We start from the raw sequence: 18,554 nt of genomic DNA, 5'->3' as shown, positions 1-18,554 counted from the left end.
CCTGTTGAACGGCCTGCTGATCCGCTCTAAAGACCCGAGTAGGAGTGGAGCCCGTTGAAGAACTGGTTCACGATGGTGAAGTTGAAAATCACGCACAGGTAGCCCACGATCGACAGCCACGCTGCGCGTGTTCCGGTCCAGCCGCGGGTGGCACGCGCGTGCAGGTAACCGGCGTACACAACCCAGATCACGAAGGTCCATACTTCCTTGGTGTCCCAGCCCCAGAACCGGCCCCAGGCTTTCTCGGCCCAGATGGCACCGAACATCAGGGTGAAAGTCCAGCCGATGAAGGCGATGGCGTTGATGCGGTAGGACAGGTTTTCCAGGCTCAGCGCGGACGGCACCAGGCGCATGAACCCGAGCTTGTCGGCTCCCCCGGCAGCCGCGGTCTTCTGCCGGTGGGACTGCACCAGCTGCAGTGCGGACATGGCAAAGGTCAGCGTGAACAGCGCGGAGGAGAGCACCGCGATGGAAACGTGGATGACCAGCCAGTAGCTCTGCAGGGCGGGAACCAGGTGGCCCACGGGGGTCCAGAATGCCACCGAGGCAGCCACCAGCATGATGACCACCAGGCCCACCACGAAGGTGCCCAGGAAGCGGAGGTCGCGCCGGATCAGCGAGAGCAGGAACACGGCCGCCACCAGGAACGCGCCGGTGGTGAGGAATTCGTACATGTTGCCCCACGGCACGCGGCCTGCGCCCAGTGCCCTGGTGACCACGCCGGCGCCGTGGATGACGGCCGCAAGGGTGGTCAGGGCAACGGCGACCCGTGCCGGGACGCGGCGCTCCGCAGCGTACTTCATGTCGCCGTCGGCCGTCACGACGCCGCCGGTTCCTGCGCGGCCGGTCTTGGCAGCGGACGACGACGGGCGCTCGGCGCGGCCTGCCGGCCCGTCGAGGCGGGACTCGACGCTGGAGTCCTCACGTTCCCCCGCCCCGGCAGCAACACCAGCGGCTACGGGGACCTTGGCGGCAGCACTTGCCTGGGCAGCCTTGAGGTCCACGGCGCGCAGCGCCTTGCTGCTCTTGGCCAGGTCCCAGGCGAAGGCGATGAAGGCCACGGTGTAGGTACCCGCCGCCAGCAGCATGAAAAGTTCGCTGTACTGGCCCATGGTTTCATTGATTCCGAATGGCATTACTGGTCCTTTTCGGGCCCGTTGGGGCCTGCTGGGGTGGTGACGGGGCCTGCGGCATTGTCGGCGGAGCCTGCGACATTATCGCTTGCCCGGCTGGGAGTTCGCTGGGACTGGACGGTGGTTTCAGGGGCAAGGTCCTGGGAAGCGCTGGTTTCAGCGGTCGTTTGTTCGGTGTCTTCCGGCAGCTGCCACTCGGCGGAGAACAGTTTCCGGAGGGCTGTTGCCTCCCCGGCCAGGCGGTGGTCCTCGCCGCGGGCCAGAAGTCCGTATTCCACCATGGTGCGGCCGTCCGCTGCGGTGCCCGTCCGCACCCAGACGCGCCGGCGGTTGACGTAGAGCGAGAGGATCAGGCCGGCCACGGCCAGCAAAGCGAAGACCAGCGCGTAGGCCTGTCCGGGGTTGTGGTGGATGTCCACGCCGATGTACCGCTTCACGCCGTCGAAGCTGATGGTTCCTTTGCCGTCCGGCAGCGTGTAGGTGGAGCCCGGCGCCAGGGTGATGCCGCCGGCCGCCAGGTTCCTGGCGTTGAGCGGGGTCAGGTTCTTGACGTCCAGTTCGAAGACGTTCTGCGGGGCGCCGCTGTTCAGGCCCAGGTCCCCGTAGTAGGAGTTCAGGGTCAGCTGCGGGTTGAACAGCTCGGGGTCGGCGCTGAACGAGACATTCTTGTCGGTCACGAACGCGGTGGGGAGGAAGAAGCCCACGAACCCCAGCTGTTCCGGCTGGGCGTCCGGCACCTTGATGACCACGGAGGAGTAGTAGTTGTCGCCCTGCAGTTTGGCCACCACGGGACCCTGCATGGCCACGTTGCCGGCTCCGTCCCGGATGGTCACCACCGGTGCGTAGCCGTTGCCGGTGAGGTAGATGCTGGTCCCGCCCAGGGCTACGGGATCGTTGACCTTCAGGATCTCCTGCTTGGGCGGGGCGGCCGGGTTTTCCTTGGTGGTGACGGTTGCGGCGAAGTCGATGGGCTGGCCGAACTTGCCCCTGGATTCGCGGTCGAACGTAATGTTGAACTTGTCCAGCTGGAGCGAGTACGGCTGCAGCTGGCTGGACTGGAAGTTGGTGCCCGGGTTGAACTGGTCGTAGCCCACCAGGGTGTTCACGAACGTGTCGCCTTCCACCAGGATGCGCTGGCCGCTGTACCCGAACAGGCCGCCCGCGGCCACGGCCACCAGCACGCCGATCAGCGAGGTATGGAAGACGAGGTTGCCCACTTCCTTCATGAACCCGCGCTCGGCCCCCAGGGACGGACGGTCGCCGTCGGCGTCCCGGACTTCTACCCGGTAGCCACGCTTCCGCAGCAGCCCCGCGGCACCGTTGATGGCGTCCGACGCCGGGATCCCGGCTCCGGCAGGAATCACCAGCGTGCCGTATTCCGGCAGCCGGGAGAGGCGCTGCGGCGTGCGCGGCGGCTGGGAGCGCATGGCTTTGTAGTGGGCGATGGCGCGCGGCACCACGCAGCCGATCAGCGAGATGAACAACAGAAGGTAGATGGCTGAGAACCAGGCCGAAGAGTAGACATCGTAGAGCTGCAGGGAGTCCAGCAGCTTGCCGTAGTCCGGGTGGTCCTTGATGTACTGGGTCACCACGGCCGGGTTGGCGGGCCGCTGCGGGAACAGGGAGCCGGGGACGGCGGCGACGGCGAGGAGCAGCAGCAGGAACAGCGCGGTGCGCATGCTGGTCAGCTGGGTCCAGGCCCACCGAAGCATGCCCTTGGGCCCCAGGGCCGGAAGGGCGGCCTGGGCTTTTGCCTCCGCAATGGGGGCGGATTGCTTCTTCTTTACGTTCACACGCTCGCTCATCAGATCGGCAACTTCACGTCGGTTTGGAACCAGTACTGCAGCCCGGTCACCCAGGTCCCCCAGACGCCGGTGGCCATCAGAAGTCCGAGTACCACCAGGATTCCGCCGCCGGTCCGCTGGATGGCCAACCGGTGCTTGCGGAAGAACGCCATGACGCCCATCCCCCGGCGCAGGGCCAGCGCGATCAACAGGAACGGAATGCCCAGTCCCAGGCTGTAGACGAACGCCAGGAAGGCGCCCTTGGCCGCGGAGGATCCCCCGGAAAGGCTCAGCAGTTGGACGGCTGAATAGGTGGGGCCGATGCACGGCGCCCAGCCCAGCCCGAACGTCAGGCCCAGCAACGGCGCGCCCCAGAGCCCTGCCGGCGGTTTGGCATGGATCTTCGCATCCCGCTGGAGCCAGCTGAAGCCGCCCATGAAGACGATGCCCATGATGATCACCAGGACCCCCAGGAGCTGGGTGATCCAGGCGTTCTGGCTGCCGGTGATCAGGGTGCCCAGCTGGCCGAAGGCACCGCCCAGCAGCACGAAGATCACCGAGAAGCCCAGGACGAACAGCCCGATCCCGGCCAGCATCCGGCCGCGTTTCTGCTTTTGCAGGTCCACGCCGCTCAGGCCGGTGACATAGCCGAGGTAGCCGGGAACCAGGGGAAGGACGCAGGGGGAAAGGAAGGAAACCAGTCCGGCGAGCAGTGCCACGGGAATGGCCAGCAGGAGGGAGCCGCTGAGGATGGCTTCAGCGAAGGGGCTGTTCACGGTCCCGCCTACTCGGCCACGGCGGCGGTGATGAGGGCTTTCAGGGTGCCCTTTTCAATCTCGCCGAGGACGCGCGAGGCCACGCGTCCCTGCTTGTCCAGGACCAGGGTGGTGGGCACGGCGCCGGGCGGTACCAGGCCGGACACGGATAGCAGGACGCCGCCGTCCTTGTCGTCAAAACTCGGGTAGGTCAGGTTGAAGGTCTTCTCGAACGCCTCCGCCGTGGGTTTTTCGTCCCGGAGGTTGACGCCGAAGAACTGGACGCCCTGGTCCTTGAACTCCTGGTGCAGTTCCTCCAGCAAGGGCGCCTCCACCCGGCAGGGGGCGCAGGCGGCGAACCAGAAGTTCAGGACGCTCACCTTGCCCTGGAAATCCGCGGGGGTCACTGCCGTGCCGTTGAAAAGCGCACCCTGGATCTGCACGGCTTCCTTGCGGTCCCCGGCCGCGAACTCGGTCACGGAGCCGTCGCCCGCCACATAGTTTTTGTTGTCCCCCGCCTTGGCCTGCTTGGCCAGCGCGTCCTCCTGGGCACAGCCGGACAGGCCCAGGGTCAGTGCGGTGAGGGCCATGCCGCCGGCAGCGAGCATGCTCCGGCGCGAGGGAAGGTTGCTGCTGCTCACGGTCAGGCTCCAGGGGTGCTGGCGGCACCGGGAAGAAGGGACGCCGCGGGTTCGCTGTACTCGACCCGCAAAAGCGAGCCGTCGTCGTCGAACACCAGGGACGTAATGGAGGTCAGGGTGCATTCGCGCTTGCGCGGATCGTGCCACAGGGGCCTGCCTTGGGCGCTCAGCCGGGCCGTCCAGATGGGCAGCTGGTGGCTCACCAGGATTGCCTCGGGCCCGCGGGGGCCAAAGTCGCCTGCAGCCAGCTCGATTGCGCGCAGCCGGGCATCCTGCGCTGCGGCGGCCACCCTTGCGGCCTGCTGCTTGTACGGTTCGCCCCAGGACGGGCGCAGCGGGTTGACCAGGCGCGGCCAGTGGCGGGGGCGCCGGAGCTCGGCCTTGGTGACCTTCATGCCCTCGAAGTAGTTTTCGGCTTCGATGATCCGCTCATCGGTGTGGATCTGCAGGCGAAGGGCTTCCGACGTCGGCCGCGCAGTTTCCTGCGCACGGTCCAGCGGGGAGGCGGCCAGGTAGGTGATGCGGGCCCCGAGTTCGGCGCGCTGCCGGAAGTGCTCGGCAAGTGTCCGTGCCATCTCCTGCCCCAGCTCGGAGAGGTGGAATTCGGGAAGCCGCCCATAGAGAACGCCGTCGGGATTATGGACCTCGCCGTGGCGGAGCAGATGGACAGTGGCTTGGGGCATGTTTACCAGTTTCTCAAAGATGGCGTGCGATCCGAAATCTTCCGCCCTTGCTTCTACAAACAGTAGAACTCAAGTTTTTGAAGAAATGTTCCGAGGTCGGGAACAAAACATGCAAATGCATGTTTATACTGGATGCAGCAAGTTAGTTGAGGCTTCAACAGATGAAGGTTCAACGGCAGGACCCATATCCCTCATACCTATACAAGGAGCAACATCATGGCACTTCCCGCAGACGTCACCACCGGAACCTGGACCCTGGACAACTCCCACAGCGAAATCGGCTTCACGGTCCGGCACGCAGGCATCAGCAAGGTCCGCGGCCAGTTCAAGGATGCCGCCGCCACCCTGGACCTGGCCCAGGACGTTGCTGACTCCACGATCAACGCCACCATCCAGACCGCCAGCTTCGATTCCGGCGACGCCAACCGCGACGGCCACGTCAAGGGCGAGGACTTCTTCGACGTGGAGAAGTTCCCGGAGATCTCCTTCGTGTCCAACGGCCTGGTGGCCAAGGGCAACAGCTACGAGCTCACCGGCGACCTGACCATCAAGGGCGTCACTCGTCCGGTGACCCTGGAAACCGAGTTCAACGGTGTTGCCGTTGATCCGTTCGGCAACACCCGCGCCGGCGTTTCCGCCGAGACCACCATCAGCCGCAAGGACTTTGGCCTCACCTGGAACGCTGTCCTGGAAGCCGGCGGCGTGCTGGTCAGCGACAAGGTTGCCATCAACCTGGAACTCGCCTTCATCGCTCCCGCAGCATAATTCCACCCCGCCAGGGGCACACCCCGGCACCAGGCCTTCCCGGCCTGGCGCCGGGGTCCCCTGTTTAACGGCAGCCACCTGGCGAATAGCCGCCGAATCACCCACAACGCCGCCTGCCGGGGGTACGGTGGACTTAAGCCATGCTGGGGGGAAGGCAGAGGACCGATTCCCGGCAGCCTACCCGGATCCCAACCTGCAGAAGGAACGCCATGAGTACTCCTCCCGTCCCGCCGCCCGCACCCCAGGACCCCCATTCCGGCAACGGCCAGCCCGGGCATGACCAGGCCGGCAACCAGCCCGGAGACCAGCAGCCCCGCTACGGTCAGAATGCGCCCCAGTATGGCCAGAATGCCCCGCAGTACGGCCAGAACGCGCCCCAGTACGGCTCCCAGCCGCCGGCAGCGCCGCAGTACGGCCAGAATGGCCCACAGTATGGGCAGAACCCACCGCAGTACGGCTCCCCGTATGGGCAGAATGCGCCCCAGGCTCCCGGCTACGGCCAGAATGCGCCCCAGTACGGGCAGTCGCCGTATGGCCAGTCCCCCTACGGCCAGTACCCTTCCGAGCAGCCGCAGCCCGCTGGCAGCAACGGAATCCCGCAGCTGGTGAACATCTCCTTCTGGCTGCTCATCGCGTCAGCCGTGATCTTCGTCGTCGCCATGCTCACCGGCCTCACCCAGCTGGACGATCCCGCCTACCGGCAGGCCTTTGAGCAGCAGATGGAGGCAGGCGGCGCCACCGGAGTCACCTATGACGACATCCAGGGAGTCATTGCCGGAACCCTGGTGGTGTTCGCCATCATCGGGGTGGCCCTCTACCTGCTGGTGGCCTTCTTTGTCCGGAAGGGCAAGAACTGGGCGCGTATCCTGGGCACGGTGTTCGCTGCGCTGTCAGTGCTGGGCCTCTTCGGTCCCCCCAGCCTGGGCACAATCGGAACGCTCCTGGGAATCGCGGCCATCGTGCTGCTCTACCTTCCCGGGGCGGCCCCCTACTTCCGGAAGCAGCAGCCGTTCGCCAACCCTTACTCGGGCGGCTTCGGCAACCCGTACGGACGGTAGCGGTACCAGCGCTGACACCAGGCGGCCCGGGATGCAGCATCGCATCCCGGGCCGCCTGCTTTAACCTGTCAAACCGCTAGGCCGTCTGCCCGGGCGTCTGGGCCCGTTGGGCATGGTAGGCCAGGATCTGGAGTTCGGTGGCCATGTCCACCTTCCGGAGGTTCACACCTTCGGGAACCTGCAGCATCACCGGCGCGAAGCTCAGCACGCTGTGCACCCCTGCCGCCACCACGCGGTCGCAGACGCCCTGGGCCACTGCGGCGGGAAGGGCCAGCACCACCATGTTGGCCCCGGTCCGGTGCAGGACGGTTTCAAGGTCTGCCACGTCGCTCACGCGCAGCCATCCCACCTCGTTGCCCACCACCATCTGGTCGGCGTCGAAGATCGCCACCACGTCAAACCCCCGCGATTCAAAGCCGCCGTAGCGCGCCAGCGCCTTGCCCAGGTTGCCGGCGCCCACGATGGCCACTTTCCAGTCGTGGGTCAGTCCAAGCGCAGCGGCGATGTGGCGGCTGAGGTACTGCACCTCATAACCAACACCCCTGGTCCCGTAGGACCCCACATGGGACAAGTCCTTGCGCAGTGTCGAGGAACTGACGCCGGAGGCCTCTGCCAGGGATTCGGAGGAAACGCGCTCCACGCCCTCGGCCAGCAAGGTGTTCAGGGCGCGGAGGTAAATGGTCAGCCGTGCCACCGCTGCAGGAGGTATCTGCTTGGCGAGTGCGCCCGTGGCATCCGGAAGGTCCGGGACAGGCTGGGGCGTTGAACCCAGGGATGTCACCCGCACCTCCCTTGCGTCGCGTTGTGAGTCCACTCTAGGTCCCTGCCGCTCATGCCTTCAAAACCCGGGCCATCGAAAACCCGCGACATCCGGGCATCTGATGTCACTGCCGCCACTCCCCTACTGGGCCATGGCGCGCTGCAGCACGCGTTCCAAGCGGGCCTCGTCGATCTTCCAGAAGTCGCGCTGCACGCCGTCCACCAGCACTACGGGGATTTCCTCGGCATAGCGCTCACGCAGGTCGGGCTGGTTGTCCACCAACTCTTCGCTCCACGTCAGGCCCAATGAGGCAGTGACCCGGGCGACGGCGTCGCGCGCCTCCTCGCAAAGGTGGCAGTCAGCTTTGGTGACCAGGACGACGCGGGGTGTAGCCATGGCTTAACGGTATCGCCGTTCGCGGCGTGCGGGCGACGCCGACGGCGGCCGGCCAGTGGATTGACTAGACTCGAGTCCATGCCCGAGGAGAAATACGTCGCCGTAGTCACGCGCCCGGTTGCTGCGCCGCAGCCGGGCGAGGCGGCGTTTTTCGACGTGGACAATACCCTGATGCGTGGCGCCAGCCTCTTCCATGTGGCGCGGAAGATGCACCAGCGCGGAGCCTTCACCCTGAGGCAGGCGGCCGGTATGGCCTGGCAACAGTTCAAGTTTGTGGCCCGCGGCGAAAACATGGATGATGTCCACGCCGTCCGGGACTCGGCCCTGACCCTGGCAGTGGGCATCAGCGTGGACGACATCAAGGCGCTGGGCGAAGAAGTTTACGACGAAATGATTGCGTCACGGATCTGGCCGGGCGCCAAGGCCCTGGCCGAGCAGCACCTGAGGGTGGGCCGACGCGTCTGGCTGGTGACGGCTACCCCCATCGAAGTGGCCACCGTGATCTCCACCCGGCTGGGACTGACCGGAGCCCTGGGAACCGTGGGCGAGGTTTCGGACGGCATGTACACGGGCAGGCTGGTGGGAGACATCCTGCACGGCTCGGCCAAGGCCGTGGCCGTCCAGGCCATCGCGGACGAGGAAGGCCTGGACCTGAAGCGCTGCTGGGCCTACAGCGACTCCTACAACGACGTCCCGCTGCTTTCGCTGGTGGGCCACCCGGTGGCCATCAACCCGGACGCCAAGCTGCGCCGCCACGCGCGCGACCACAACTGGCCGGTCTACGATTTCCGGGCCGGCCGGCGTGCCGCCACCTTAGGGCTCAAGGCGGCCACCTTTGGCGGAGCCGTTTACGGCCTCTGGAAGGGCTTCGCCCGCATCCGCGGCCCGCGCATGTAGCTTTCTCCGCCACAAACGAAAATGCCCGCCGCCTTGGAAGGCGACGGGCATTTCCACGCTGTTCGAAGTATGACTACTTCTTGTTACGGCGCTGGTGACGGGTCTTGCGAAGCAGCTTGCGGTGCTTCTTCTTGGCCATACGCTTGCGACGCTTCTTAATAACTGAACCCACGAAAGTTCCTTACAAACTAGATGCAGTACCTGTCTGATGGAGAATGTCCGTGGACAGAGCTACGAACTGAACAACTGACAGATTCTTACAATGACGTAAAACGTTCCTTAACAGGGTACCGCTTATCGGGAGCGGCTCAGGACAGGCCGCCTCAGGCGGTCTCGGTGTGGCCGTCCACCACAGCACCCTTAAGGTACTGCTCGACGGCGTTTTCGGGGACCCGGTAGGAGCGGCCGAAGCGCACTGCCGGCATTTCGCCGGAGTGGACCAGGCGGTAAACAGTCATTTTGGAGACTCGCATGACCTCGGCTACTTCAGCCACGGTCAGGAACTTCGCGTTGGAGAAGTTCTGTTCTGCCGACATTTCCCTATTTTCCTTTGCTGACGGATGGACAACAGTGACCCCAGGTACGTGCCAATGCGGTGTTCCGATGCTGAGCCATCCACCAACCACCTAAAAAGATACTCTAGATGTTCCTGTGGCAGATGTGAAAGTAGTGTTTCCCCTATTTCAGCCCCTAATTTGACTGCCGCCGCTTCCGTGCCGATGCCGCCAGTTGCTCAAGGACGGACGCGGAAACGTCCCAGTCCATGCAGGCATCCGTAACGCTTTGCCCGTAGACCAGCTCCGAGCGCCCGGCTGCATGATCCGCGACATCCAGGTTCTGCGCGCCGCCCACCAGGAAGCTTTCCAGCATCACGCCGGCCACGGCCCGCGCCGCAGCACCGCCTTCCTCCAGCTGGGCTCCGATTTCCAGGGCGACCTCGGCCTGCCGGTGGTGGCTCTTGCCGCTGTTGGCATGGCTTGCGTCCACAATCAGGCGCGGGTTCAGTCCCTTGCCTGCCAGTTCTTCGGAGACGCGTTCGACGTCGGCCGCTGAGTAGTTGGGCCCCTTGCGGCCGCCGCGCAGGATCACGTGGGTGTCCGGGTTTCCGGCCGTTGCCACCAGCGCAGCCCGGCCGTCGCCATCGATCCCCAGGAAAGCCTGGGCAGCCGCCGCGGCACCGCAGGCGTCAATGGCCACCTGAAGGCCGCCGTCGGTCCCGTTCTTGAAGCCGATGGGCATGGAGAGTCCGGAGGCGAGCTGGCGGTGGATCTGGCTTTCCGTGGTGCGGGCGCCGATGGCACCCCAGGAGATCAGGTCCGCCATGTACTGGGGGCTGATCGGTTCCAGGAACTCGGTGGCGGTGGGCAGGCCCAGCGCGGTGACCTGCTGCAGGAGCTGCCGGGCGGTCCGGAGGCCCGTGACCATGTCGTGGCTGCCGTCAAGCCGCGGGTCGTTGATCAGGCCCTTCCAGCCCACCGTGGTGCGCGGCTTTTCGAAGTAGGTCCGCATCACGATCAGCAGGTCTTCCTGGTGCTTCTCCGCCTGGCTGACCAGCCGGCGGGCGTATTCCAGCCCGGCTTTGGGATCGTGGATGGAGCAGGGGCCAACGATCACCAGCAGGCGGTCATCAACACCGTCCATGACGGCGCGCACTTCGTCGCGCCCGCGTTCGACGACGGCAGCAGCCCGGGCGTCCAGGGGCAGTTCCGCGAGGAGGTCGGAAGGAGCGGGCAGCGGAGTGAATTCGCTGACGCGCAGGTTCGAAGTGGACGTGGTGTCGCTGGCGGTTGCTGCAGCTGTTGCGGTGCTCATGTTCGGGTCCTGTTCCAGATGGGAAGCGGGCCCGGATTTCAGAACCCGCCGGAGAAACGGCGAAGGGCAGAGAATGATCTCTGCCCTGTTGGCTCTGAAGGAATGTGGATGCGTGTCAGTCAGACGCGGGCCCCTCCAGAGCCAACGAAAAATACGCATACCAACGGTTAGTCATGGAAGAGACCATAAGCCCGGGCCGGGCCGGGCGCAAAATCAGTGTCCGTCACATTCCGTTACCGCCGGCTTTGGAGTCCGGCCACCAGTTCTGCGTGCTTGCGGTCAGGCAGGCGGTACCAGTACATAATGCCCACCGCTGCCAGCACCAGGACAGCGGGCAGCAGCCCCGCGGCGGCGCGGATGGCCATGACCGCGGGGGCAGCCTGCTCCGCCAGGGACGAGGAATACCCGCCCCACGCCAACGCGAAGGCCACCAGTCCGCCGCCGAAGCCCATGCCCAGTTTCCGGGTTGCCGCCAGGAGCGCATAGTTGATGCCCTGGACCCTGACACCGGTCTTCCATTCGCCGTATTCCACCGTGTCCGCGATCAGGGCCCAGGTGAGGATGCTGACCGTTGCGGCCGACACCTGCGCCACCACCATGCCGGCCGCCGCCAACCAGGGAACTCCAGCGGGTGCCAGGAAGACCACCATCCCGCCTGCTGTGCCGAGGAGGCAGCCCAGGGTGAAGACCGCCTTCTTGCCCCACCGGGCCACCGGGCGCGGCATCACGACGGCCAGCGCCAAGGTGATCACCACCTGCGTGGCCGCCAACAGCGGGAAGAGATCCACCCGGCCAAGGACGTCACGCAGGTAGTAGAACTGGGCGGCCACGGTGGCGGAGTTGCCCGTCACCAACAGCACGGAGCTGAGGCACAGGACCAACAGCGGCGAGTTGACCTTGAGCGCCTCCACGGTCTGGCGCCAACTGATCCTGGGAACGCTGCCGGCCACCTGTTCCCGGCATGCGATCCCCGTGAATACGTAGAGCGCGGATCCGATCACCGCGAAGGCCAGCGTCAGCACGGTGAAGATCTGCTGGATGTCCCCGCCCCTGCCCAGGAGCGGGGCCACGAAGAACCCGAGCACTGCGCCCGTGGACAGCCCGCCGATGGTCCGGGCGCCGGCCAGCCTGGCCCGTTCCGCGGGGTCCTGGGTCATGGCCCCCACCAGGCAGCCGTAGGGAACGTTCACCAGGCTGTAGGCAAGGCAGACCAGGCCGTACGTGCAGTAGGCGTACAGGAGTTTCAGCGCCGGTTCGACGTCGGGCACATGGAACACGGCAATCCCGAGCACCAGCGGAACAAAGCCGAAGACCACGAAGGGCCGGAACTTTCCCCAGCGGGGGCTGTGGAAACGGTCCACGATCCGGCCGGCGGCAATGTCGGTGAAGGCGTTGAACACCCGCGCCACCACCAGGAGCGTGCCGGCGGCGGCGGCGCCAATGCCGGCAACATCGGTGTAGTAAACCAGCAGGAACATGTTGGCGGTACTGATGATCATGCTGTTCGCCGCGTCACCCGCGCCGTAGCCCACGATGGCGGCCCTGTTCAGTCGCTTCATTTCTCCTCGTCCACGGGCAGAGAAAACGCTTTCTCATCCCGGGGGGGAATCTACCCCAAAATCTTGCGGAGAAACACCAGTTGCCGGATCCAGTGGTGTTCCTGGCCGCCTTCATGGTTGTTGAAGCGGTATACCTCGATCTCCTTCTCCGCCCGGCTGGCTGAGGATGCGGACATCCCGGAGCCGTAGGCATTGAAGCTGGCGAACACAGTGGACGGCGGGCAGATGTCGTCCATCAGCGCCGCTGAGTACAGTGCCGGCGCGATGGCGGAGCGGGCCAGGTTCACGCCGTCGAAGTAGCCCAGGACGGCGAGCGTGGACTCGTAGCGGTCCCGATGGCGTGCCAGGAACTGGGCAATTTCCGGGTACGGCCCGCGCGGGGTGATGTCGATGGCCCGGGGGAAGTCCTGGAGGAAGGGGACATCGGGCAGCGCGGCGATGACGCCGTCGAGCCTTCCGGCGGTAAGCCCTGCCGCGGCCACCACCAGCCCGCCGCCCTGGCTGACTCCGGCCAGCACCACCTTGGACGGATCGACGGCGGGGTGGGCCTGGGCGGCCTCTATCGCGCGGAAGGCGTCCACATAGACCCGGCGGTAGTAGTAGTCCTCCCGGCTGGCGATGCCCCGGGTCATCAGCCCGGCGTGCGCCACGTCCCCGGCTGAGGAGTGTGGATCGGCGGTATGCCCCAGCGTGAAGCCGTAGCCCTGGCCGCGGGTGTCCATGATGAAGTGCGCGTACCCGGCCTGCGCCCAGCGCGTGTCCTGGTTGACCAGGCCGCGGCCGCCGGAATAGCCGATGTAGTTCACCACCACGGGAAGCTGCGCGCCGGCATCCCGGTGGGCGGGAAGGTGCAGCCAGCCCCTAACCGGTGCGCCGCCAAAGCCGGCGAAGGTGACGTCGAGGGTGTCGATCACCGTGAGGTAGTTCTCCACCGGTTCAAAGGACGCGGACAGCGGGAAGGCGCGCGCCTCCGCCAGAGTGGCATCCCAGAACGCGGCCAGGTCCTCGGGCGGGGTGACGCCGGAGGTGTAGCTGCGCAGCTGGTCCAGGGGCAGGTCGAAGAGGGGCATCGTTGTCCTTCGGCTTTCAGTTGTTTGTAGGCCTCACGTGGAGTTCCTCTATTTTTACTTCACGTACCCCTGGTGCGCGGTGATGAGCGGTTCGTAGCGACGAAGGCTGGTTCCGGCGGCAATGATTCCGCGCAGCTGTGGCAGTCCGCCAGTGCGTGCCCCGGCGGCGCGGGCCTGGATGAGCACGTTACCCAGGGCTGTGGCCTCGACGGGGCCGGCCACCACGGGGCGCCCGGTGGCATTGGCGGTGAGCTGGCAGAGCAGGGTGTTCTGCGAGCCGCCGCCCACTACGTGCACCACATCCACCTCACGGTCCGCCAGGCGTTCTGCAGCCGTGATGGTCCTGGCATACGCAGCGGCGAGGCTGTCCATGATGCAGCGGGTGATGGCCGCCGGATCGTTGGCCAGGACCTCACCGGTGCGCCGTACGGCCGCCCGGATCCGCTCCGGCATACTGCCCGGCGCAATGAAGTAGGGATCGTCGGCATTTACCTGCGGACCGCCGGCGGGCAATGCCGCGGCGGCCGCCAGCAGTGCGGCGAGGTCCGGCTGGAAACCCTCGCCGGCCCAGGTCCGCTGGCATTCGCTCAGCAGCCATAGTCCACCCACGTTGCGCAGGTAGCGGATGGTGCCGTCCACGCCCCGTTCATTGGTGAAGTTGGCTTCCCTGCTGGCCTCCGTCAGAACCGGATGCTTCAGTTCCAGCCCCACCAGGGACCAGGTACCGGAGGAGATGTAGGCAAAAGCGTCATCCCGGGCAGGAACGGCAACCACCGCGGAGGCAGTGTCGTGCGAACCCACCGCCACAACGGTGGTTTCCCGGTGCAAGCCCACCGCTGCGGCAACATCCGGCAGGAGGTTTCCGTAGGCCTCCCCGGGCTGGATCAATGGCGGGAACAGGTCCTTCCGCAGCCCCAGCGCCCTGAAGAACTCGGTGGCCCACTCCCCCGCCACGGCGTCGAACAGCCCGGTGGTGGAGGCGTTGGTGGCCTCGGTCCGGCGCACCCCGGTCAGCAGGAACGCGATCAGGTCCGGGATCAGCAGCGCCTTCAACCCGTCCAGGTGACGTTCGGTGGCCAGCTGGTAGATGGTGTTGAACTGCAGGAACTGCAGCCCCGTGGTCTGGTACAGGCGCGCCGGGTCCAGTTTTGCGTGGACAGGGGCAATGGCTGCCCTGCTGCGGTCGTCGCGGTAGCTGAAAGGCTGTGCCACCAGCTTCCCCGACGCATTCACCAGGCCGTAGTCCACCGCCCAGGTGTCAATGCCGATGCTGGTGATCGTTTCGCCCTGCACGGCCGCCACTGTGGCCGCGGCGCGGAGGCCGGACAGGACCTCCGCGAACAGGGCGTCGAAGTCCCAGCGAAGGCCGCCGTCGAGCTCCACCACGCCGTTGGGGAAGCGGTGCACTGTCTCCAGCGACACCCCGGACCCGGTAACGCGGCCCAGCATCACGCGCCCTGAGGAGGCACCAATGTCGACGGCGGCAAACACGCCGGGGCCAGGAACTGTGCTCATCGAAGGAAGGCTGCGGCCACTCCGGCGTCCACGGGGATGTGCAGGCCGGTGGTGTGGGACAGTTCGTTGCTGGTGAGCACGGCGGCGGCGTTGGCCACGTGCTCGGGCAGGACTTCGCGCTTGAGCAGGGTGCGCTGGGCGTAGTACTCGCCCAGTTTTTCCTCGTCCACGCCGTAGACTGCGGCGCGCTTGGCACCCCAGCCGCCGGCGAAGATGCCGGAGCCGCGGACCACGCCGTCGGGGTTGATGCCGTTGACGCGGATGCCGTACTCGCCCAGTTCGGCCGCGAGCAGCCGCACCTGGTGTGCCTGGTCTGCCTTGGTGGCGGAGTAGGCGATGTTGTTGGGGCCGGCGAACACGGAGTTCTTTGAGGAGATGTAGATGATGTCCCCGCCCAGGCCCTGCGCGATCATCACCTTCGCTGCTGCCTTGGCCACCAGGAACGAGCCCTTGGCCATCACGTTGTGCTGCAGGTCCCAGTCCTTTTCGGTGGTTTCCAGCAGCGGCTTGGAGATGGACAGGCCGGCGTTGTTGACCACAAGGTCCACTCCGCCGAACGCCAGGACGGCGGCATCGATGGCGGCCGCCACCTGTGCTTCGTCCGTGACGTCCGCCTGGACGCCGATGGCAACGTCCGGCCCGCCAAGCTCTTCGGCCACCTTTTCGGCGTTCTCGAGGTTCAGGTCTGCGATGACAACGCAGGCGCCTTCCGCGGCGAGGCGGGTGGCGATGGCCTTGCCGATGCCGGAGGCTGCGCCGGTGACCAGGGCAATGCGGGTGGCGTGGGACTTGGGCTTGGGCATCCGGGCCAGCTTGGCTTCCTCCAGCGCCCAGTACTCGATCCGGAACTTTTCGGATTCCTCGATCGGGGCGTAGGTGGAGATGGCCTCGGCGCCGCGCATCACGTTGATGGCGTTGATGTAGAACTCACCGGCAACGCGGGCCGTCTGCTTGTTGGCGCCGAAAGAGAACATGCCCACGCCCGGGACCAGCACGATGGCCGGGTCCGCACCGCGCAGTGCGGGACTGTCCTGGTCCTTGTTGCGGTCGTAGTAGGCCTGGTAGTCCTCGCGGTAGTCGGCGTGCAGCTCGTGCAGCCGCGCGATCGAGTCCTCGATCGAGGCGTTGGCGGGCAGGTCCAGGATCAGCGGCTTGACCTTGGTGCGCAGGAAGTGGTCCGGGCAGGAGGTGCCCAGGGCGCCCAGGCGCGGGTGCTCCGCGGCTTCGAGGAAGTCCAGGACGACGGCGTCATCGCTGAAGTGCCCCAGCTGCGGCTTGTCGGTGGAGGCCAGGCCGCGGATCACGGGTGCCAGGGCTGCGGCCTTGGCGCGGCGCTCTGCCTCCGGCAGGGCACCGTAACCGGGCAGCTTGGGGCCGAAAGGCTCCGCCTTGCCGTTGTCCTTGATGTACTTCTCGGCCTGCTCAATGATCCACAGCGAGTTCTGCTCGGCTTCTTCGCTGGTATTACCCCAGGCGGTGATGCCGTGGCCGCCCAGGATCGTGCCGATGGCCTGGGGGTTGGCTTCCTTGATCGCGGCGATGTCCAGGCCCAGCTGGAACCCCGGACGGCGCCAGGGCACCCAGACAACCTTGTTGCCGAAGATCTTGGTGGTCAGCGCTTCGCCGTCCGCCGCCGTCGCAATGGCAATGCCGGAGTCCGGGTGCAGGTGGTCCACGTGCGCGGCGTCAACCAGGCCGTGCATGGCAGTGTCGATCGAGGGAGCCGCGCCGCCCTTGCCGTGCAGGCAGTAATCGAACGCGGCCACCATCTCGTCTTCTCGCTCAACGCCCGGATAGACGTTCTTCAGGGCGTTCAGCCGGTCCAGGCGCAGCACCGCGAGGTTCTCCGCTTTCAACGTGCCCAGGTCCCCGCCGGATCCCTTGACCCACAGCAGCTGGACGTCCTCACCGGTGACGGGGTCCTTTTCGGTGCCCTTGGCGGAGGTGTTGCCGCCGGCAAAGTTGGTGTTCCGCTTGTCCGCACCCAGTCGGTTGGAACGGGAAATCAGTTCTTCAACAGTCTTGTTCGTCATGGCTATTCAGGCGCCCCATCCGGCTTGCTGGCCGCCCACGCGGTCCTCGTTGATCTTTTTCTGGTATCCGCTGGCCTTGAAGGCGGCCAGCGGGTCCGCGGGGAGGCTGCGGGTTTCACGCCACTCGGCCAGGATGGGCCGGACGTCGGTGTAGAAGGCATCGTTGAAGATGCCGTTGGCTGCCAGGACATCCCCGGCGCGCTGGGCCTCGGCCAGGGCTGCGGTGTCCACCAGCAGGGCCCGGGCGGTCATTTCCTGGACGTTCAGGACGGAGCGGATCTGGCCCGGGATCTTCTCTTCCAGGTTGTGGCACTGGTCCAGCATGAGGGCCACGCCGGAATCCTTGCCGAAGCCGCCGCCGCGGATGACCTCGTGCATGATGCGGAAGAGCTGGAACGGGTCAGCGGCACCCACGATGAGGTCGTCGTCGGCGTAGAAGCGCGAGTTGAAGTCGAAGGAGCCCAGTTTGCCCAGGCGCAGCAGCTGCATCACGATGAACTCGATGTTGGTGCCCGGGGCGTGGTGGCCGGTGTCCAGGCAGACGAACGCCTTCTCGCCCAGCGCCAGGGTCTGGGCGTAGGAGGTGCCCCAGTCTGGAACGTCCGTGTGGTAGAAAGCGGGCTCGAAGAACTTGTACTCGAGCACCAGGCGCTGCTCGTTGCCCAGGGCGGCGTAAATCTCCTGCAGTGACTCGGCCAACCGGTCCTGGCGGCCGCGCATGTCATCCTGGCCGGGGTAGTTGGTGCCGTCCGCCAGCCAGATCTTCAGGTCCCTGGAGCCCGTGGCGTGCATGATCTCGATGCAGTCCAGGTGGTGGTCGACAGCCCGGCGGCGCACGGACTCGCTGGACGAGGTCAATGAACCAAACTTGTACTCGTCATCCTGGAACGTGTTGGAGTTGATCGTTCCCAGGCCCACGCCCAGGCCGGCCGCATACTCCTTCAGGGCGGCGTAGTCATCCACCTTGTCCCACGGAATATGCAGAGCCACCGTGGGCGCCAAGCCGGTCAGTTCGTGAACCTTGGCGGCATCGGCCAGCTTCTCCTGCACGGTCCGCGGGGTCCCGGGTGTGCCAAACACCTTGAACCGTGTGCCTGAATTTCCATAGGCCCACGAGGGGACCTCGATGGCAAGCTCCCCGAGCCTGCCCAGCGCCGTTGCTACGTCATTCATGATGGTTCTTTCCGGTGTTTGATGATCAGTCTGATGCGTTGTGGTGGTTGCCCCGCTGCTGGAGCCGTGCTGGTCGTGTCTGCGTTTTATCAGTCAGCCTGCGGAGGACTGTGCTGCCAACTGGCTGTCGAGGTTGAAGACTTCTTCCAGGACCTGGAACCCTTCGTCGGGCGCCTGGCCGGAATCTTGAAAAAGGGTTGCCATCTCCGCCTGCCAGCGGGCGTTGACGTCTGTGAGGGCCATGCGGGCACGGACGGCATCGAAGTCGTCGCACTCCACGTAGCCCACCAGCAGCCCGTCCGCGGCAAGGAAGAGGGAGTAGTTGTGCCAGCCCGCTTCCTTGAGGGCGTGCAGCATTTCCGGCCACACCGCCGCATGCCGGCGGCGGTATTCGTCGATCAGCGCCGGCTGGACAGAAGAACGGAAACACACCCTCATTGGGAATCCCTTCAACTTCGAAAAGTTTTGAATCGTTTCATTGGTACGATTCAAAGTACTCTTGGACTTGAGCAGGTGTCAA

19 protein-coding genes are annotated in these 18,554 nt (G+C 65.8%); 3 read left to right on the top strand and 16 right to left on the bottom strand.

All coding sequences use genetic code 11. The features are described 5' to 3' along the window. Nucleotides 1–26: 26 nt before the first annotated feature. From ccsB to ASG86_RS00565, 5 genes are read right to left on the bottom strand one after another with little or no spacing between them, the layout of a single operon-like run. Entirely contained in the window at nt 27–1,136 is a 1,110-nt protein-coding gene (ccsB, locus tag ASG86_RS00585) for a c-type cytochrome biogenesis protein CcsB (RefSeq protein WP_056328773.1), read from the bottom strand. Further along, a complete protein-coding gene (resB, locus tag ASG86_RS00580; RefSeq protein ID WP_056328770.1) occupies nt 1,136–2,938 on the bottom strand; it encodes a cytochrome c biogenesis protein ResB in 1,803 nt (600 codons plus the stop codon). Before resB ends, ccsB begins: the two co-directional genes overlap by 1 nt. Beyond that, a complete protein-coding gene (locus tag ASG86_RS00575; protein ID WP_056328767.1) occupies nt 2,938–3,693 on the bottom strand; it encodes a cytochrome c biogenesis CcdA family protein in 756 nt (251 codons plus the stop codon). Before ASG86_RS00575 ends, resB begins: the two co-directional genes overlap by 1 nt. An 8-nt stretch (nt 3,694–3,701) precedes the next feature. Further along, nucleotides 3,702–4,280, bottom strand: coding sequence for a TlpA family protein disulfide reductase (locus tag ASG86_RS00570; RefSeq protein WP_056329632.1), 579 nt, complete (start codon nt 4,278–4,280; stop codon nt 3,702–3,704). A 35-nt stretch (nt 4,281–4,315) separates the two neighbouring features. Continuing rightward, entirely contained in the window at nt 4,316–4,996 is a 681-nt protein-coding gene (locus ASG86_RS00565) for a histidine phosphatase family protein (protein WP_056328764.1), read from the bottom strand. A 216-nt stretch (nt 4,997–5,212) separates the two neighbouring features. Here ASG86_RS00565 and ASG86_RS00560 point away from each other — a divergent pair, with 216 nt between their 5' ends. Continuing rightward, nucleotides 5,213–5,761, top strand: a complete 549-nt coding sequence (locus ASG86_RS00560; RefSeq protein WP_056328761.1) for a YceI family protein — start codon at nt 5,213–5,215, stop codon at nt 5,759–5,761. A gap of 209 nt (nt 5,762–5,970) precedes the next feature. After that, complete coding sequence (locus ASG86_RS00555) at nt 5,971–6,819, top strand: hypothetical protein (protein WP_056328758.1); 849 nt, start codon at nt 5,971–5,973, stop codon at nt 6,817–6,819. Between the two features lie 76 nt (nt 6,820–6,895). Here the strand turns inward: ASG86_RS00555 and ASG86_RS00550 are convergent, their stop codons facing one another. Beyond that, a complete protein-coding gene (locus ASG86_RS00550; RefSeq protein WP_056328755.1) occupies nt 6,896–7,600 on the bottom strand; it encodes a redox-sensing transcriptional repressor Rex in 705 nt (234 codons plus the stop codon). Between the two features lie 120 nt (nt 7,601–7,720). Beyond that, complete coding sequence (locus ASG86_RS00545; RefSeq protein ID WP_056328752.1) at nt 7,721–7,975, bottom strand: glutaredoxin family protein; 255 nt, start codon at nt 7,973–7,975, stop codon at nt 7,721–7,723. A 78-nt stretch (nt 7,976–8,053) separates the two neighbouring features. On the opposite strand from ASG86_RS00545, the gene ASG86_RS00540 reads away from it, so the two are divergent. Further along, complete coding sequence (locus ASG86_RS00540) at nt 8,054–8,872, top strand: HAD family hydrolase (protein WP_056328750.1); 819 nt, start codon at nt 8,054–8,056, stop codon at nt 8,870–8,872. Nucleotides 8,873–8,945: 73 nt separating this feature from the next. Here the strand turns inward: ASG86_RS00540 and ASG86_RS20005 are convergent, their stop codons facing one another. The 9 genes from ASG86_RS20005 to ASG86_RS00500 all read right to left on the bottom strand — a co-directional run bounded on the left by ASG86_RS20005 (nt 8,946) and on the right by ASG86_RS00500 (nt 18,472). Then, on the bottom strand, nt 8,946–9,044 hold the full coding sequence (locus tag ASG86_RS20005; protein ID WP_003792170.1) for a 30S ribosomal protein bS22: 99 nt from the start codon (nt 9,042–9,044) through the stop codon (nt 8,946–8,948). A gap of 151 nt (nt 9,045–9,195) precedes the next feature. Then, entirely contained in the window at nt 9,196–9,408 is a 213-nt protein-coding gene (locus ASG86_RS00535) for a helix-turn-helix domain-containing protein (protein ID WP_043452394.1), read from the bottom strand. A gap of 154 nt (nt 9,409–9,562) precedes the next feature. Then, nucleotides 9,563–10,684, bottom strand: a complete 1,122-nt coding sequence (locus tag ASG86_RS00530) for a 3-deoxy-7-phosphoheptulonate synthase (protein ID WP_056328747.1) — start codon at nt 10,682–10,684, stop codon at nt 9,563–9,565. A 233-nt stretch (nt 10,685–10,917) separates the two neighbouring features. Next, nucleotides 10,918–12,243 carry a glycoside-pentoside-hexuronide (GPH):cation symporter gene (locus ASG86_RS00525; RefSeq protein ID WP_056328744.1) on the bottom strand — a complete coding sequence of 442 codons (1,326 nt, stop codon included), beginning with the start codon at nt 12,241–12,243 and terminating at the stop codon, nt 10,918–10,920. A 50-nt stretch (nt 12,244–12,293) separates the two neighbouring features. Then, a complete protein-coding gene (locus ASG86_RS00520) occupies nt 12,294–13,313 on the bottom strand; it encodes an acetylxylan esterase (RefSeq protein ID WP_056328742.1) in 1,020 nt (339 codons plus the stop codon). Between the two features lie 54 nt (nt 13,314–13,367). Then, nucleotides 13,368–14,828, bottom strand: a complete 1,461-nt coding sequence (locus tag ASG86_RS00515; RefSeq protein WP_056328739.1) for a rhamnulokinase — start codon at nt 14,826–14,828, stop codon at nt 13,368–13,370. Continuing rightward, a complete protein-coding gene (locus tag ASG86_RS00510; protein WP_056328736.1) occupies nt 14,825–16,861 on the bottom strand; it encodes a bifunctional rhamnulose-1-phosphate aldolase/short-chain dehydrogenase in 2,037 nt (678 codons plus the stop codon). The genes ASG86_RS00515 and ASG86_RS00510 overlap by 4 nt, the downstream gene beginning before the upstream one ends. 6 nt (nt 16,862–16,867) lie before the next feature. Further along, nucleotides 16,868–18,034, bottom strand: coding sequence for an L-rhamnose isomerase (gene rhaI, locus ASG86_RS00505; RefSeq protein ID WP_056328733.1), 1,167 nt, complete (start codon nt 18,032–18,034; stop codon nt 16,868–16,870). Between the two features lie 93 nt (nt 18,035–18,127). After that, nucleotides 18,128–18,472 (bottom strand): L-rhamnose mutarotase, encoded by a 345-nt coding sequence (locus ASG86_RS00500; RefSeq protein WP_056328730.1) that lies wholly within the window; start codon nt 18,470–18,472, stop codon nt 18,128–18,130. Between the last annotated feature and the right edge of the window lie 82 nt (nt 18,473–18,554).

The sequence above is a fragment of the Arthrobacter sp. Soil764 genome (assembly GCF_001428075.1).
Taxonomy (GTDB): domain Bacteria; phylum Actinomycetota; class Actinomycetes; order Actinomycetales; family Micrococcaceae; genus Arthrobacter.
Note: the sequence above shows the minus strand (reverse complement) of the source record. Positions and strands in the feature narration are given on the sequence as shown.

Excerpts from the sequence above, each read along its gene's own strand:
- ccsB (WP_056328773.1), bottom strand. The coding sequence starts at position 1,136 with ATGCCATTCGGAATCAATGAAACCATGGGCCAGTACAGCGAACTTTTC.
- resB (WP_056328770.1), bottom strand. The coding sequence starts at position 2,938 with ATGAGCGAGCGTGTGAACGTAAAGAAGAAGCAATCCGCCCCCATTGCG.
- ASG86_RS00570 (WP_056329632.1), bottom strand. The coding sequence starts at position 4,280 with ATGCTCGCTGCCGGCGGCATGGCCCTCACCGCACTGACCCTGGGCCTG.
- ASG86_RS00565 (WP_056328764.1), bottom strand. The coding sequence starts at position 4,996 with ATGCCCCAAGCCACTGTCCATCTGCTCCGCCACGGCGAGGTCCATAAT.
- ASG86_RS00560 (WP_056328761.1), top strand. The coding sequence starts at position 5,213 with ATGGCACTTCCCGCAGACGTCACCACCGGAACCTGGACCCTGGACAAC.
- ASG86_RS00555 (WP_056328758.1), top strand. The coding sequence starts at position 5,971 with ATGAGTACTCCTCCCGTCCCGCCGCCCGCACCCCAGGACCCCCATTCC.
- ASG86_RS00545 (WP_056328752.1), bottom strand. The coding sequence starts at position 7,975 with ATGGCTACACCCCGCGTCGTCCTGGTCACCAAAGCTGACTGCCACCTT.
- ASG86_RS00540 (WP_056328750.1), top strand. The coding sequence starts at position 8,054 with ATGCCCGAGGAGAAATACGTCGCCGTAGTCACGCGCCCGGTTGCTGCG.
- ASG86_RS00535 (WP_043452394.1), bottom strand. The coding sequence starts at position 9,408 with ATGTCGGCAGAACAGAACTTCTCCAACGCGAAGTTCCTGACCGTGGCT.
- ASG86_RS00530 (WP_056328747.1), bottom strand. The coding sequence starts at position 10,684 with ATGAGCACCGCAACAGCTGCAGCAACCGCCAGCGACACCACGTCCACT.
- ASG86_RS00525 (WP_056328744.1), bottom strand. The coding sequence starts at position 12,243 with ATGAAGCGACTGAACAGGGCCGCCATCGTGGGCTACGGCGCGGGTGAC.
- ASG86_RS00520 (WP_056328742.1), bottom strand. The coding sequence starts at position 13,313 with ATGCCCCTCTTCGACCTGCCCCTGGACCAGCTGCGCAGCTACACCTCC.
- ASG86_RS00515 (WP_056328739.1), bottom strand. The coding sequence starts at position 14,828 with ATGAGCACAGTTCCTGGCCCCGGCGTGTTTGCCGCCGTCGACATTGGT.
- ASG86_RS00510 (WP_056328736.1), bottom strand. The coding sequence starts at position 16,861 with ATGACGAACAAGACTGTTGAAGAACTGATTTCCCGTTCCAACCGACTG.
- rhaI (WP_056328733.1), bottom strand. The coding sequence starts at position 18,034 with ATGAATGACGTAGCAACGGCGCTGGGCAGGCTCGGGGAGCTTGCCATC.
- ASG86_RS00500 (WP_056328730.1), bottom strand. The coding sequence starts at position 18,472 with ATGAGGGTGTGTTTCCGTTCTTCTGTCCAGCCGGCGCTGATCGACGAA.